Genomic DNA, 13,784 nt, shown 5'->3' with positions numbered 1-13,784 from the left:
CGCATCTCAGGCACTCAGCAAAAAACTGCGGACAGGAAAACCTGCCCGCATCTGGATTACGCCGTGGCGCGTTCGTTCCAGGAGTCGGAATGAATGATGTTGCCGTCTTTGTAGGTCCAGGTGATTTTTTCGTAACGCAGTTCTACGCGTTCAAGGTGGTTGTGCTTCTCTTTAGATGGATCCTTGATGTCATACATTTCAGGATTCACTTTCACTACCTTCACGTTTTCCAGTTTGGTGTTGAAGTACTCCACTTCCTGACCCGCGTCGTTGATTTTGTACCACTTGAATTCAGCGGATTTCAGGGTCTGACCGGTGGTCACCGCCTTGTACAGGTACGGGCTGGACGAGTCGATTTCCTTGGTGAACAGGAACGGGGTGTGGATGCGGGTGCCGGTCAGCTTGCCGGTGTTGTTGTCGGTCGGGATGTACAGGTTATGCTCCTGAGCGACAACTTCGATGCTGCCTTCACGATCCTGAACGTCAACAGACCCTTTAATGTCCGCGCCGCCGTCGTCTTTCAGCCAAAGATAAACAGGAATTGCCATGTTAATTACTCCGTTTTATTTTCTGAGACGCCATCATCCTGCGATGGCGCCATGTGTTTGCCGGGTATCTGACAGGCACTTGCCTGCGGTACCAGACTGATTTCGACACGGCGGTTAAGCGCACGCCCTTCCGGGGTGTCGTTGGTTGCGACAGGGCGGCTTTCGCCATAGCCCTGCACCGCAAAACAGCTTTCCGGCACGTCGCCGGTGTCACGCATCCAGTTGCGCACCGCTTCAGCACGTTTCAGAGACAACGTCTGGTTTAGTTGCGGATTGCCGGTGTTATCGGTATGCCCGGACACGACGATCAGCCAGTCCGGCTTCGCTTTAATGCCAACCAGTGAATTCACCAGCATTTTGGTGGAGCCCGCTTTCAGCACGAACTTGCCGGTATCGAACAGCGACATGCTGTCGAGGCGAAGTGTTTTCGGACCCTGAATGATTTTCTTAATGACCGGTGGAGGTGGTGGCGGAGGTGCCCAGTCGCTGAGAGCAGCCTCAACGAGCGGAATCAGGCGCAGACCCTGATACAACCCCAGACGATAACGCAGTGGCTCCCCGCGGCGCTGCCAGTCGTCCAGCAATGCGCCATCTGCTCTCAGTCGCTGCTGCGCACGCAGTTTCGGAGCAGCAGGCTGCCCCGTCAGCTGGTGATATAACGCAAGATGATCGCCAACATTCCGTATGAGGCGCTGGTTGTTCATCCAGGACGCCAGCATGGCAAGCGCGAGGAAAATCCCGCCCAGAAATCCGGCGTAGCGCCAGAACACCATTCTGCGGCTGACGCCACGTCGGCGCGGTAACGCTGGCAGCAGCAACTCAGGCAGCGGCAGTGGCTCTGTCGTCACAACGGCATCCGGTGGCAGCGCCGTCACGGAAGTAATGTGCTGTTGCCAGAGATTGCCTTCGATACCGCTCACCGGAACTATGCACATACCCTGTACGCAGGGCTTCATCACCGGCAACTCTCCCCGCCGTACCGACAACAGGTCATTCAACGCGCTGTTCTGCCAGGCAAGCAGACTGTCCAGCCATAGGCCCTGACTCAGACGAGAAAGACGCCCTTCTGCCCCAGTATCTCGGGTCCATTCCGTCAGTGACATACTGCCCTGACCGGGCTGATACACATGAATACCGCCCCGCTGACTTACCGTGGTAAACCAGACAGGCTCTTCCTCTGCGCAGGCCACAGGGGGCGATACCCAGGTCACGGTCCACAACGGTGGCAAAGTGCCAAATGCCGCGCGGCACTGGACGACAGCCCGCTGCCAGCCCCGCAGAGACTGGGTAAAATCATCACGGCAGGTATGCTGTTCAGGCACCACCGCCAGCATTACGGAGATTTGCGACACCAGGGCTGGACGCATCAAACTCAGGTGCTGCGCAAAGAGGGGAAGCTGTTCCGCATCTTTCACCCGCAGGTACCAGCCATGCCGGGTTTCCCGGTGATGGAAGCCGGACGCAAACAGCGGAGCGTTGTCACCACAGGCGAGGATCACCGCCCCCTGAAAATCTTCCGGCGGCAGGTTTTCATCCACAATTTGATGAACAGCGGTTGCCCGCGCCTGAGAAGCCCGGCGTTGACGCCAGAGCATCAGCCCGGACACCACAACAACCAGCAGACTGAGTACTACACGGCTTCCCGTCGACAGTGCCCAGAACCCCAGAATGAGCCACAGCGCCAGTACGGCACCTAGGGCAGTTAACAGACTTCGGTACGCATCCCGCATCTCTTACCCCGGCCTGACGGTCTGGCTTACCAGTTCGGTAAGCGAAGACGAAAGGAAGAACCAGAGCGCTGCCAGGGCGACAACAGCCACAGCCCAGGTCAGCCAGTACCAGCGACAACCGCTGCGCAGACGTGATACTCGGGCAACAATGGGGGCATCCTGGGCCAGCGAAAAAGCGGGCACCCGTTCTGCGAGAGCGCGAATAATGTCTTCCCGACGCTCGTCATCCTGGGCGCGATACTGACCCACGAATCCCAGTTGCAAGGTCCGGTACATACAGGTCAGGACGGCGGCGTCAGGGGCAGTTTCTTTCAGCAGGTCTCGGATTCTTTCCCACAACTCCTCACCAGCATTGAGAGTGCCAAAGAAGTGTGCCTGCAGCGGGTCACGCCGCCAGGTCAGATAACCATCATCGGTGGTTCCCCGGTTCATCACGCTCTCATCAAGCAGCGCACACAGGGCATACACCATATGATCACGGCGGATGTCGCTGTAGCCGACTTCCGTGAGCGCCGCTTTCGCGTCCTGCACCAGACGGCAGGCACGGCGATAGAGCCCTTCACCATCACGAACTTCCTGACCGCCCCGTAGCTGACTGACCATCAGCCAGCCCGGGTAGAAGATACGTTCTAACTGGGTGAGATCGGATTTATTCATGTGCGCAGCACCGCAAAGAGTTCAAGTTTGACATCTCCCAATGAGCGCGGTGTGTAGAAGGTGCAGCTTCCCGCTTCCAGCATCGCCCGGGCCGCATCGGTACTCAGATCCAGAGAGAAGTACTGGTTCTCAAGGCGTAACGGGATAGCCGCTGGAACATGGGTCAGAGGTTTGATAACCATCCCGCTGAGAGCCACATTCACCACATCCGAAACATCATCAAAGCTGCCCGCCTTACACAACTGCGGGAATTTCGTCTGAAGTTCATGGTTCGGCATGGAGGCACGTACGGAAAGGTAGAAGTCAGCACCTTCGCGCAGGCGCGCATCGTGCAGGGCACCTCTCCAGATCTGGTCCTGATGCTCCAGGTGGATACTCACCACCCTCGACGGCAGACTCGCTTCCAGCAGTTTATCGAGCAGTGTCAGCAGCGGTGGGAATACCCGTTCCGGTGCATCATGCTGATAAGCAGGAATGTCCCCGGCGTCGTGCTCAAGCGAGAAGGTCAACAGGCTGCCAGCCAGACGTGTCAGTTCGCGGTACAGCAACTCCGGGTGCCGATCCGGTGTCTGCAGCAGTTCCGTCAGCACCGGCTCGGCGCTGTTCAGAGCATTGAGTAGCCAGAACAGGGAGACATCCGCGACTGCAAAGTCGGCCATCCTCTCATTGCTTTCACGGCGCATGGCCATCAGGCGACGGCGGCGGGCCTGTAAACGGATCAGCAGGTCACCCAGTTCGGTGGTCAGAAGCGGGCTTGCAGAAAGGGAAAGCATCGTCGGAATGAATGCAGGGTCCCGGCTCCATTGCCCCTGAGCATTACGCACCAGACGGGCCACTGGACAGGTCAGGTATGCCGTATTTTCCTGGCTGGACAAACGCAGGGTCAACGCATGACGCAGAATGGCCAACTCCCCGCTTTCATACCCGGCCAGTTCCTGCACTACCACACGCTCCGCTTTCCAGCGACGCGGACGCTCACTGTCCTGGCCGTTATCGAGGTTGCCACCACTGGCACTCAGCAGCGGTAGTGCGACAACCACATCAACAGATTCACTGCCGGCTGCAACAGACAAGTCACAGACCGGAGGAAGCGTATCTGCCAGGTCGGTATCCACAAGAGTACCATCCTGAAAGCGTACCACCAGACGGGTGGCATTCAGGCGAGAGAGCGCCAGCGCAGCGTCATCAAATTCTGCCACAACCACGCCCCAGGGATGTGAAATACCCATCCGGGCGACCATGTCGGCAACGTGCTCATTCCAGCGAAGCTGCTGCTGGAACTGTTGCGGGGCCAGAGCGGCCCCATCCTCCCAAAGCGGGCGGTAAATTTTCATCCCTGATTTCCTCTCGCCTTACGATTTGGCTTTCGGCATCTGGGAAACCAGCGACAGGTTGACGTCCATGCCTTCCACCTGGAAATGCGGCACGGCGTAAAGCTTCACGCGGAAGAAGCCCGGATTGTCTTCGATGTCTTCCACTACCACCTTCGCGTCGCGCAGCGGGTGAGAAGCCTGCAACTCGTCGCCCGGATCGGTCATTTCGGTCACCAGACTGCGGACCCACGTGTTCAGCTCCAGCTCCAGCAGTCGGCGGTCTTTGGTAGTACCGATGTTCTCGCGCTGAATCAGCTTCAGGTAATGGGCGATACGCGACAGCAGGAAGATGTACGGAAGACGGGCGTTGATGCGGCTGTTCGCCGTCGCATCAGCGGTGTCATACAGCGCCGGTTTCTGAGTGGAGTTGGCCGAGAAGAAGCACGCGTAGTCGCGGTTTTTGTAGTAGGACAAAGGAATGAAGCCCAGATTCGCGAATTCGAATTCTCGGGTTTCAGGGATCATCACTTCGCTCGGGATTTTTACCTGATTGCCGGTACCGAGATCGTACAGATGGATAGGCAGGTCCTGAACCGCACCGCCAGCCTGCGGGCCACGGATTTGTACGCACCAGCCATTATTGATAAAGCTGCGCACCATGTTGGACGCGAAGGCAAACGATGCATTGGTCCACAGGTATTTGTCGTGATCCGGACCTTTGACTTCTTCGACATAGTTGAAGCTGCGAACCGGAACGGTGTCCGGGCCATACGGTAAACGTCCCAGTACGCGCGGCATGACCAGGCCGATGTAGCGGGCGTCGTCCGTATCGCGGAACGATTTCCACTTGATGTACTCTGCGCGGTCAAAATAGTTACCAATATCTTTAATCGCAGCAACGTCTTCCATTGACTCCTTGAGGAAGAATTTCGGGCCTGCTGAGCCGATAAATGGCATATGTGCAGCCGCAGATACTTTTGAGATGTTGCGCAGCAGAGCGACATCCTGCGCTGAAGCATCGAACTCATAAGCGGAAATCAGCGCCGCAATCGGCTCGCCGCCTGGGGTGTCATATTCATCAATGTAGGTGTGTTTATACAAACCACTCTGGATGACTTCCGGGCTGTCTTCAAAGTCCTGGCGCAGCTCTTCTTTAGACATGCTCAGAAGCTCAATTTTCACGTTCTGGCGAAAATCTGTTTTATCAATCAGCGACTTCACTCCGCGCCACAGGCTCTCAACCGCCTGAAACTCGTCATGGTGCATAACGGCGTCCAGTTGGCGGCTTATCTGGTAGTCGAGCTCAGCGATATGGTGATCGATCAGGCTTTTATCCAGTTTTTCGACCTTCGCGCCTGCCTTGGTCAGGCATTCCAGAAAGACCTGCATACCTGCGGTCAGACGCTCGTCAGCGGTCGCATCCGACATCGCCTGCGCATCTTGCCAGATATCCAGCGCGCTCAGCTCAGAGACAGGGTTCAGATTGATTTTCTCAAACAGGGAGGCGTAAACCCCACCCGCAGCAGGACGTTCCAGCACCACGCTTTCAGTACCGGCAATATTATTTTGTACAGACATGAGCATTCCTTGATTAATCCGTTAAAACAGCGTGATGGTTACTATTTTCTTGATGCAAGTGCGGATAGTTCATTTCGCAGTTCAGCACTAAGGGACTGGTCCAGAAGGATTTTTTCCAGCTCTTTTCGGAAAGTCTGGTTATCCAGCAAATTGGCCTTCAGATCGCGGAGCAAGTTGCGCATCGCCAGCATCGCCTTCAGCTGCGGTATCTGAGCAGCCACCTGCTCTGGCGTAAAATCTTTCATACTCTGGAAAGTCAGCTGAACATTTTCCTCACCACCATCATCAGAGAGCGTATTTTTAACGGTTAGATTAAGTTTTGGGGAGTATTCAGAAAGAACACTGTCGAAATTATTTTTCGTGATGTTAACCTTCTCACGATCAGATATTTGAGCAGACTCTTTCCCATTACTGAAATCACCCGCAACCAGTAATTTCAGCGGTAATTCCATTTTCTTGCTTGCCCCGCCCGTATGCAGATCAAGCTTCAGGTTAATACGTGCCTTAGGCACCTCATTCTGAAAACTGTCAGCCATCTCATCATCCCTCTTTGTTTTTGCTACGCCAAATTCACGGTATCGTTCTTGATGCGCAATATTAGAATAATGATCGACACAAAATCAAATACACAGATCTTTTATCCGCAATGAGAAATTTCTTAAGAATTTTCCACTAATATATTATTGCGAATTATCCACTCACCTCAGGGAAAGACACTGCTTTTTTCACGCAAAGTGAATATTTGTACCGTAAGAAGGATCGTAACCTGAGAGATGCTAATAAAACCATCTTGTTTTGACTTGCATCACAACATGATATTAAAAAAGATGAAGGAACGGAAACAGGTTATTACAAGCAGATAAAGGACAGAGGCTAATGAATTAAGAAGAGTGACGAATTGATTGATGACATGAATAATAAATAAGAATTTTCACAAAGAAAATTCTTATTTATCATTCGAAGGAAAATAAAATGTAGATGCGGGTCCGAAAATAAACACCGCTGCTCTTTTGTCGGCCCACTCCTCCTTGCGCAAAGACTTCAGTTCTCCTCTCAGGCATGAAAGCTGCTCTCCTTTCTGGAGTTTATATAGTGTAAAATCAAACACCTCCCGGATCGCCGATTTTTTAATCAAAAACGAGTAATAGCACATATCGTATAACGGTGCTACATTACGCCGCCCGCCCAAATCAGCAGTGGCCAGGCAACGCCGCCGTAAAGTTCGGTAAAGCCTGCAACCATCACCTTGAAGAACGGTCTTATCGGCACGTCGTATCGCAAACTCTGCGCTACCTTTACAGGCTTCACATAGGTTCTACTATTTTGTCTCAATCCAAATTTCAACGCGCGTTTTTACACCCGCGTTACTGGTTTACATGGTTTGGCCTTGGCGTACTCTGGCTGCTGGTTCAACTTCCGTACCCTGTCCTGCGCTTGCTGGGGTCGAAACTGGGCAGCGCTTCCCGCGTTTTCCTGAAACGTCGCGAATCCATCGCGCGTAAAAATATTGAGCTTTGTTTTCCACAGTACAATGCCGAAGAGCGCGAAAAACTCATCGCTGAAAACTTCAAGTCTATCGGCATGGCGCTGCTTGAAACCGGCATGGCCTGGTTCTGGCCTGATGAGCGTGTCCGCAAGTGGTTTGACGTGGAAGGACTGGATAATCTGAAACGCGCGCAGATGCAAAAACGCGGCGTGATGGTCGTCGGCGTTCACTTTATGTCGCTGGAGCTGGGCGGCCGCGTGATGGGGCTTTGTCAGCCAATGATGGCAACTTACAGACCGCACAACAGTGCTCTGATGGAGTGGGTGCAGACGCGAGGCCGCATGCGTTCCAATAAGGCGATGATCAGCCGTAATAACCTGCGCGGTATGGTCGGAGCTCTCAAGAAAGGAGAGGCTGTCTGGTTTGCACCCGATCAGGATTATGGACGTAAAGGCAGCAGCTTTGCGCCTTTCTTTGCGGTTAAAGATGTTGCGACGACTAACGGCACCTTTGTCATTTCTCGTTTGTCAGGTGCTTCCATGCTGACCGTAACGATGGTGAGAAAAGCAGATAAATCAGGCTATCGTCTGCACATCTCTCCTGAAATGGCTAACTATCCGGAAAACGAGTGCGAAGCCGCGGCGTTTATTAATAAAGTCATCGAAACTGAAATCATGCGTGCGCCGGAGCAGTATCTGTGGATGCATCGTCGTTTTAAAACCCGCCCTCTTGGCGAAGCCTCGCTCTATATTTAAGCCTTTCATTAAGGTTAGTTTCGCTAAGAAACTAACCTTTTCAATCACCTGTCATCCCGTTAAGAAATCGTCTTTCATTGCGTCGCCCAAAGTGAATTTATTGCGAAGTGAAATCAAACTGTCGCCGTTCCACGACACTCGTAAGTGACGGAAATTATTTAAAAAAATCCCTCTTGTCACCCCTCATTTTTAAGCGTACATTAGCGCCGTCTGGCAACAGGAAAGCACAGAATTCTGAGCTGGAGTGAGCGGCGTAACGGGAAAATTCTCATTTCCGTTTTGACCGGATTTCAGTTCTCTATAATCAGGTGGACTCTGTTTTTAAATGCGTACCACAAGATACGCGGAGCGATGAAACGTGAAATATTTCTTTATGGGCATGTCGGTGATTGTTTTAGTCTGGGCCGGAACCTTTGCCCTGATGATCTAGTGAAGAACATGCAGTCAAAAAAACAGGAGCCATCGGCTCCTGTTTTTTATGTCATGACGACGCGGGATGTTCAGCGGCGCTCTTTGAGGTCAGAAGACCGTCGGCCCGGAACATACTCTTGATGCCCCTCACCGCCTGACGAATACGATCGCTGTTTTCAATCAGGGCAAAACGCACATGGGTATCGCCATAATCACCAAAGCCAATGCCCGGTGATACGCACACCTTCGCATCCTGCAGCAGCTTTTTGGCAAACTCCAGCGATCCCATCGCCGCATAGGGCTCCGGAATCTTCGCCCAGACGTACATGGACGCTTTCGGCATTTCCACCATCCAGCCCGCTTCATGCAACCCCTTTACCAGTACGTCGCGGCGGCGCTTATACTGGGCGGCAATCTCGTGAACGCATTGCTGATCGCCTTCCAGGGCAGCGATAGCCGCGACCTGCAGCGGCGTGAAGGTACCGTAGTCGTGATAACTCTTAATGCGCGCCAGGGCACTCACCAGCGTTTTGTTACCCACCATAAAGCCAATTCGCCAGCCCGCCATGTTGTAGCTTTTCGAAAGGGTGAAGAACTCTACCGCCACATCACGTGCGCCCGGGACCTGCATGATCGACGGGGCTTTCCAGCCGTCATAGACGATATCTGCATAGGCTAAATCGTGAACCACCAGCACGTCATAACGCTTGGCCAGGGCTACCACTTTTTCGAAGAAATCGAGTTCCACGCACTGCGCCGTAGGGTTCGACGGGAAACCGAGGATCATCATCTTGGGTTTGGGATAACTTTCGCGAATCGCACGTTCCAGTTCGTTAAAGAAATCGACACCTTCCACCAGCGGCACAGAACGGACCTGCGCCCCGGCAATCACCGCGCCGTAGATGTGGATCGGGTAGCTTGGATTAGGCACCAGCACCGTGTCGCCATGATCCAGCGTGGCCAGCATCAGGTGTGCCAGTCCCTCTTTCGAGCCGATGGTGACAATCGCTTCACTTTCCGGATCGATATCAACCTGATAGCGATCCTGATACCAGCGCGAGATCGCGCGACGTAACCTGGGAATACCGCGAGAGGTTGAGTAGCCGTGCGTATCCGGGCGCTGGGCAACCGTGCAGAGCTTCTCAACGATATGCGGTGGCGTTGGGCCGTCAGGGTTACCCATGCTGAAATCGATAATATCTTCGCCGCGCCGACGCGCAGCCATTTTCAGTTCAGCAGTGATATTGAAAACATAAGGGGGGAGACGATCGATACGCGTAAAACGGCGTTCAGGACTGAATTCAGCCATAGATTCCTCAGATTAACGTTAGCGCCCGGACCGTCCGAGCGACGCTGCCACCGATGTGGCATGCTTAGAAAATAACCTGAAAAAAATCATGCTGTCGAGAGGGAAATGAAAAAAAAGCGATCGTCTGAAAACAGGAACCCGGCTGAGCCTAAAAGCGGAAGCCTTTGTTTCGGGATCGGCTTTCTGGTAGCTGTTATTTAACAGGACGATATCAAACCAGTTACCTGAGGATACGCCGTTAAGAACAAAACAGGAAGCATCGGTCATGGACAGATAATCCCCTTTGAAAATTATGGTTTTTCCTCATTTGATAAACCTGACGGATAGCTGGTCAATACGCGTCAGGTTTTTTATCATGGTTCTTTCCCGTTTTCCCAGGTCTACTCGTGCACGAAATATTCAATATGCTGCTGGCGGTTTTTGACCGTGCGGCATTAATGCTGATTTGCCTGTTCTTCCTGATTCGCATTCGCCTGTTTCGCGAGCTGTTGCACAAATCAGCCCACTCGCCAAAAGAGCTGCTGGCCGTTACCGCCATCTTTTCGCTGTTCGCCCTGTTCAGCACCTGGTCCGGCGTGCCGGTAGAGGGTTCGCTGGTAAACGTGCGCATTATCGCCGTCATGTCCGGCGGCATTTTGTTTGGTCCTTGGGTCGGCGTTATCACCGGCCTGATTGCCGGGACGCACCGCTACCTGATTGATATCGGCGGCGTAACGGCGGTGCCGTGCTTTATTACCAGCATTATCGCCGGGGTGCTTTCCGGCTGGATCAGCCGCAAAATCCCGAAAAAACAGCGCTGGCGCGCCGGGATCGTCGCAGGCATGGTGTGCGAAACGCTGACCATGATCCTGGTCGTCGTCTGGGCCCCCACCACCGAGCTGGGGCTGGATATCGTCTCGAAAATCGGTATTCCGATGATCCTGGGCAGCGTATGCATCGGTTTTATCGTGCTGCTAGTGCAAAGCGTTGAAGGGGAAAAAGAGGCCAGTGCCGCCCGTCAGGCCAAGCTGGCGCTGGATATCGCCAACAAAACGCTGCCGCTCTTCCGCCACGTTAACGCGGAATCGTTGCGTCAGGTCTGCGAAATTATCCGCCACGACATCCACGCTGACGCTGTCGCCATCACCAATATTGACCACGTGCTGGCCTACGTTGGCGTCGGGGAGCACAACTATCGCGACAATGATGACACTATTAGCCCGACCACCAGACAGGCGATCAACTACGGTAAAATCATTATTAAAAACAATGATGAAGCCCACCGAACGCCGGAAATCCACTCGATGCTGGTGATCCCGCTGTGGGAGAAAGGCGTCGTGACGGGCACGCTGAAAATTTATTACTGCCACGCGCATCAGATCACCTCAACGCTGCAGGAGATGGCCATCGGACTGTCGCAGATTATCTCCACCCAGTTGGAAGTCTCCCGTGCAGAACAGCTGCGCGAGATGGCAAATAAGGCAGAGCTGCGCGCGCTGCAGAGTAAAATTAATCCCCATTTCCTGTTTAACGCGCTGAACGCTATCTCCTCGTCCATCCGCCTTAATCCGGACACCGCGCGCCAGCTGATTTTTAACCTGTCGCGCTATCTGCGCTACAACATCGAACTGAAAGATGACGAGCACATCGACATCAAAAAAGAGCTTTATCAGATCAAGGACTACATCGCGATTGAGCAGGCCCGCTTTGGCGACAAGCTCACGGTCATTTACGATATTGATGAAGAGGTCAACTGTGTGATCCCGAGCCTGCTTATCCAGCCGCTGGTCGAAAACGCGATTGTTCACGGTATTCAGCCCTGTAAAGGCAAAGGCGTCGTCACCATCAGCGTTACCGAAAGCGGCAACCGGGTGCGGATTGCCGTGCGCGATACCGGCCACGGGATTGACCCAAAAGTCATTGAGCGCGTGGAGTCTAACGAGATGCCGGGGAATAAAATAGGCCTGCTAAACGTGCACCACCGGGTCAAGCTGCTTTATGGCGACGGGCTGCATATTCAACGTCTTGAGCCGGGCACAGAAATTGCTTTTTACGTCCCGAATGAGCGCTCGCGCGCGCATACAACGACATCACTATTGCCCCAGGTGGAGTGACCCATGAAAGTTATCATCGTAGAAGATGAATTCCTGGCTCAGCAGGAGCTCACCTGGCTTATTAAAACCCACAGCCAGATGGAGATTGTGGGCACGTTTGATGATGGTCTGGACGTGCTGAAATTTTTGCAGCATAACCGGGTCGACGCCATTTTCCTGGATATCAACATTCCGTCGCTGGATGGCGTATTGCTGGCGCAAAACATCAATCAGTTTGCCCATAAGCCGTTTATCGTTTTCGTTACCGCCTGGAAGGAGCACGCCGTAGAGGCCTTCGAGCTGGAGGCGTTTGATTATATTCTTAAGCCTTATCAGGAGTCGCGGATTGTCAGCATGCTGCAAAAGCTGGAGGCCGCCTGGCAGCAGCAAATCGCTCCCGCCAGCCCGACGGTACGGGAAAACGACACCATTAATCTGGTCAAAGACGAGCGCATCATCGTGACCCCGGTCAACGATATCTATTACGCCGAAGCCCATGAAAAGATGACGTTTGTCTATACCCGGCGGGAATCGTACGTGATGGCGATGAACATTACCGAATTCTGCAGCAAGCTCCCGGCTGCCCACTTTTTCCGCTGCCACCGGTCGTTTTGCGTGAATTTAAACAAGATCCGCGAGATCGAACCGTGGTTTAACAACACCTACATTTTACGTCTGAAAGATCTGGATTTTCAGGTGCCGGTAAGCCGCAGCAAGGTGAAAGAGTTCCGCCAGCTCATGCATCTGTAAAGAAAAAGCCCTCTCCTGCTGGAGAGGGCTTTGCGTCAGAGGATTTGACCGAGAACCTGACGCAGGTGAGCACCCGAGCCCAGCAGGCCTGGGTTATCATGCACGATCAGATAAACCGGAATGTCCTGCACGTAGCTTCTGAAACGCCCTTTATCTTCAAACCCGCCGCGGAAGCCGGAGGCTTTAAAGAACTCCAGGAAGCGCGGCACAATTCCGCCCGCGATATAAACGCCCCCGAAGGTGCCCAGCGTCAGCGCCAGGTTGCCGCCAAAGCGTCCCATAATCACGCAGAACAGCGACAGGGCACGACGGCAGTCAATGCAGCTGTCCGCCAGCGCGCGTTCGGTGACGTCTTTCGGCTGCAGGTTTTCCGGCAGACGACCGTCTGACTTCACAATCGCCCGATACAGATTCACCAGCCCCGGCCCTGACAGCACGCGCTCGGCGGAGACGTGGCCGATCTCCGCGCGTAACTCTTCGAGGATAATGCCCTCTTCTTCGCTGTTTGGTGCAAAGTCCACGTGACCCCCTTCACCCGGCAGGCTCACCCAGCGCTGAGCAACATGCACCAGATGCGACACGCCCAGACCGGTACCGGCCCCGTAGACCGCAATCGGCTTGCCTTCGACAGGTTCAGCGCCGCCAAACTGGATCAGATGCTCAGGCTTCAGCATCGGGATCGCCATGGACACCGCGGTGAAGTCATTGATGATTTCAAGATGCGCAAAGCCGAGGTTTTTTTTCATCTCGGCGATAGAGAATGCCCAGGTATGGTTGGTCATGGCGACCCAGTCGCCGGTTATCGGGCAGGCTATCGCGATGCAGCCGTCTTCAACGCTCACCTGATGCTCTTCCAGATAGACGCGAACAACGGCCTCAAGGCTTGGATAATCCAGTCCTGAGTAGGTTTTCGCCCGGGAAATCTCACCGCTATTAACATCGCACAATGCGAGGCGCGCGTTCGTGCCGCCCACATCACCTACCAAAGCATACTTTGTCATTCTTCTACTGCTCCGCTAAAGTCAAAATAAATCTTTGGGACACTGTAAATTCAAGGCGTGATAACAACAACGGCCATAAGGTGAATGCCCATGGATTATCGATCTTCGTCACAGAATAACTTTACCGTTTCAGCACCTTTTGCACTATTGCCATAAAGCTTAATGTGCAAAGTA

Annotated in this window: 14 protein-coding genes; 4 read left to right on the top strand and 10 right to left on the bottom strand. The window is 53.6% G+C overall.

Annotated features, from left to right (window positions below):
• Positions 1 to 56: 56 nt before the first annotated feature.
• The 7 genes from hcp to ACOTZB_RS12480 all read right to left on the bottom strand — a co-directional run bounded on the left by hcp (position 57) and on the right by ACOTZB_RS12480 (position 7,134).
• Entirely contained in the window at positions 57 to 548 is a 492-nt protein-coding gene (hcp, locus tag ACOTZB_RS12510) for a type VI secretion system effector Hcp (protein WP_023325816.1), read from the bottom strand.
• 5 nt (positions 549 to 553) lie between these two features.
• Entirely contained in the window at positions 554 to 2,278 is a 1,725-nt protein-coding gene (locus ACOTZB_RS12505; protein ID WP_421627269.1) for an OmpA family protein, read from the bottom strand.
• Positions 2,279 to 2,281: 3 nt separating this feature from the next.
• Positions 2,282 to 2,935, bottom strand: coding sequence for a type VI secretion system protein TssL, short form (gene tssL / locus ACOTZB_RS12500; protein ID WP_214576795.1), 654 nt, complete (start codon positions 2,933 to 2,935; stop codon positions 2,282 to 2,284).
• Positions 2,932 to 4,269, bottom strand: a complete 1,338-nt coding sequence (gene tssK / locus ACOTZB_RS12495; protein ID WP_421627268.1) for a type VI secretion system baseplate subunit TssK — start codon at positions 4,267 to 4,269, stop codon at positions 2,932 to 2,934. The genes tssL and tssK overlap by 4 nt, the downstream gene beginning before the upstream one ends.
• A gap of 18 nt (positions 4,270 to 4,287) precedes the next feature.
• Complete coding sequence (gene tssC / locus ACOTZB_RS12490) at positions 4,288 to 5,832, bottom strand: type VI secretion system contractile sheath large subunit (protein WP_421627267.1); 1,545 nt, start codon at positions 5,830 to 5,832, stop codon at positions 4,288 to 4,290.
• A 35-nt stretch (positions 5,833 to 5,867) separates the two neighbouring features.
• Positions 5,868 to 6,362 (bottom strand): type VI secretion system contractile sheath small subunit, encoded by a 495-nt coding sequence (tssB, locus tag ACOTZB_RS12485; RefSeq protein ID WP_421627266.1) that lies wholly within the window; start codon positions 6,360 to 6,362, stop codon positions 5,868 to 5,870.
• A 631-nt stretch (positions 6,363 to 6,993) separates the two neighbouring features.
• Positions 6,994 to 7,134 carry a hypothetical protein gene (locus tag ACOTZB_RS12480; protein WP_162531704.1) on the bottom strand — a complete coding sequence of 47 codons (141 nt, stop codon included), beginning with the start codon at positions 7,132 to 7,134 and terminating at the stop codon, positions 6,994 to 6,996.
• A 12-nt stretch (positions 7,135 to 7,146) separates the two neighbouring features.
• On the opposite strand from ACOTZB_RS12480, the gene lpxP reads away from it, so the two are divergent.
• Both lpxP and ypdK read left to right on the top strand, forming a co-directional pair.
• On the top strand, positions 7,147 to 8,067 hold the full coding sequence (gene lpxP / locus ACOTZB_RS12475) for a kdo(2)-lipid IV(A) palmitoleoyltransferase (RefSeq protein WP_024907634.1): 921 nt from the start codon (positions 7,147 to 7,149) through the stop codon (positions 8,065 to 8,067).
• 358 nt (positions 8,068 to 8,425) lie between these two features.
• Entirely contained in the window at positions 8,426 to 8,497 is a 72-nt protein-coding gene (gene ypdK / locus ACOTZB_RS12470; protein ID WP_126330041.1) for a membrane protein YpdK, read from the top strand.
• Positions 8,498 to 8,548: 51 nt separating this feature from the next.
• Here ypdK and alaC read toward each other — a convergent pair whose 3' ends face one another.
• Together alaC and ACOTZB_RS12460 are read right to left on the bottom strand one after the other, a co-directional pair.
• Positions 8,549 to 9,787, bottom strand: a complete 1,239-nt coding sequence (gene alaC / locus ACOTZB_RS12465) for an alanine transaminase (protein WP_090420042.1) — start codon at positions 9,785 to 9,787, stop codon at positions 8,549 to 8,551.
• Between the two features lie 18 nt (positions 9,788 to 9,805).
• Positions 9,806 to 10,054 carry a hypothetical protein gene (locus ACOTZB_RS12460; RefSeq protein ID WP_126329878.1) on the bottom strand — a complete coding sequence of 83 codons (249 nt, stop codon included), beginning with the start codon at positions 10,052 to 10,054 and terminating at the stop codon, positions 9,806 to 9,808.
• Between the two features lie 119 nt (positions 10,055 to 10,173).
• On the opposite strand from ACOTZB_RS12460, the gene ACOTZB_RS12455 reads away from it, so the two are divergent.
• Together ACOTZB_RS12455 and ACOTZB_RS12450 are read left to right on the top strand one after the other, a co-directional pair.
• The gene (locus ACOTZB_RS12455; RefSeq protein WP_421627265.1) at positions 10,174 to 11,880 is read left to right on the top strand and encodes a LytS/YhcK type 5TM receptor domain-containing protein; all 1,707 of its coding nucleotides are present in this window, start codon (positions 10,174 to 10,176) and stop codon (positions 11,878 to 11,880) included.
• Between the two features lie 3 nt (positions 11,881 to 11,883).
• The gene (locus tag ACOTZB_RS12450; RefSeq protein WP_421627264.1) at positions 11,884 to 12,609 is read left to right on the top strand and encodes a LytR/AlgR family response regulator transcription factor; all 726 of its coding nucleotides are present in this window, start codon (positions 11,884 to 11,886) and stop codon (positions 12,607 to 12,609) included.
• Positions 12,610 to 12,644: 35 nt separating this feature from the next.
• Here the strand turns inward: ACOTZB_RS12450 and glk are convergent, their stop codons facing one another.
• Entirely contained in the window at positions 12,645 to 13,610 is a 966-nt protein-coding gene (gene glk, locus ACOTZB_RS12445) for a glucokinase (protein WP_126329882.1), read from the bottom strand.
• Positions 13,611 to 13,784 lie beyond the last annotated feature (174 nt).

The sequence above is a fragment of the Enterobacter cloacae complex sp. SHL020 genome (assembly GCF_049236945.1).
Classification (GTDB): domain Bacteria; phylum Pseudomonadota; class Gammaproteobacteria; order Enterobacterales; family Enterobacteriaceae; genus Enterobacter; species Enterobacter dykesii.
Note: the sequence above shows the minus strand (reverse complement) of the source record. Positions and strands in the feature narration are given on the sequence as shown.

What these genes read in the sequence shown, in the direction of transcription:
- ACOTZB_RS12450 (WP_421627264.1), top strand. Translation starts at nt 11,884, where the DNA reads ATGAAAGTTATCATCGTAGAAGATGAATTCCTGGCTCAGCAGGAGCTC.
- hcp (WP_023325816.1), bottom strand. Translation starts at nt 548, where the DNA reads ATGGCAATTCCTGTTTATCTTTGGCTGAAAGACGACGGCGGCGCGGAC.
- tssL (WP_214576795.1), bottom strand. Translation starts at nt 2,935, where the DNA reads ATGAATAAATCCGATCTCACCCAGTTAGAACGTATCTTCTACCCGGGC.
- tssK (WP_421627268.1), bottom strand. Translation starts at nt 4,269, where the DNA reads ATGAAAATTTACCGCCCGCTTTGGGAGGATGGGGCCGCTCTGGCCCCG.
- ACOTZB_RS12460 (WP_126329878.1), bottom strand. Translation starts at nt 10,054, where the DNA reads ATGACCGATGCTTCCTGTTTTGTTCTTAACGGCGTATCCTCAGGTAAC.
- tssB (WP_421627266.1), bottom strand. Translation starts at nt 6,362, where the DNA reads ATGGCTGACAGTTTTCAGAATGAGGTGCCTAAGGCACGTATTAACCTG.
- tssC (WP_421627267.1), bottom strand. Translation starts at nt 5,832, where the DNA reads ATGCTCATGTCTGTACAAAATAATATTGCCGGTACTGAAAGCGTGGTG.
- glk (WP_126329882.1), bottom strand. Translation starts at nt 13,610, where the DNA reads ATGACAAAGTATGCTTTGGTAGGTGATGTGGGCGGCACGAACGCGCGC.
- alaC (WP_090420042.1), bottom strand. Translation starts at nt 9,787, where the DNA reads ATGGCTGAATTCAGTCCTGAACGCCGTTTTACGCGTATCGATCGTCTC.
- ACOTZB_RS12505 (WP_421627269.1), bottom strand. Translation starts at nt 2,278, where the DNA reads ATGCGGGATGCGTACCGAAGTCTGTTAACTGCCCTAGGTGCCGTACTG.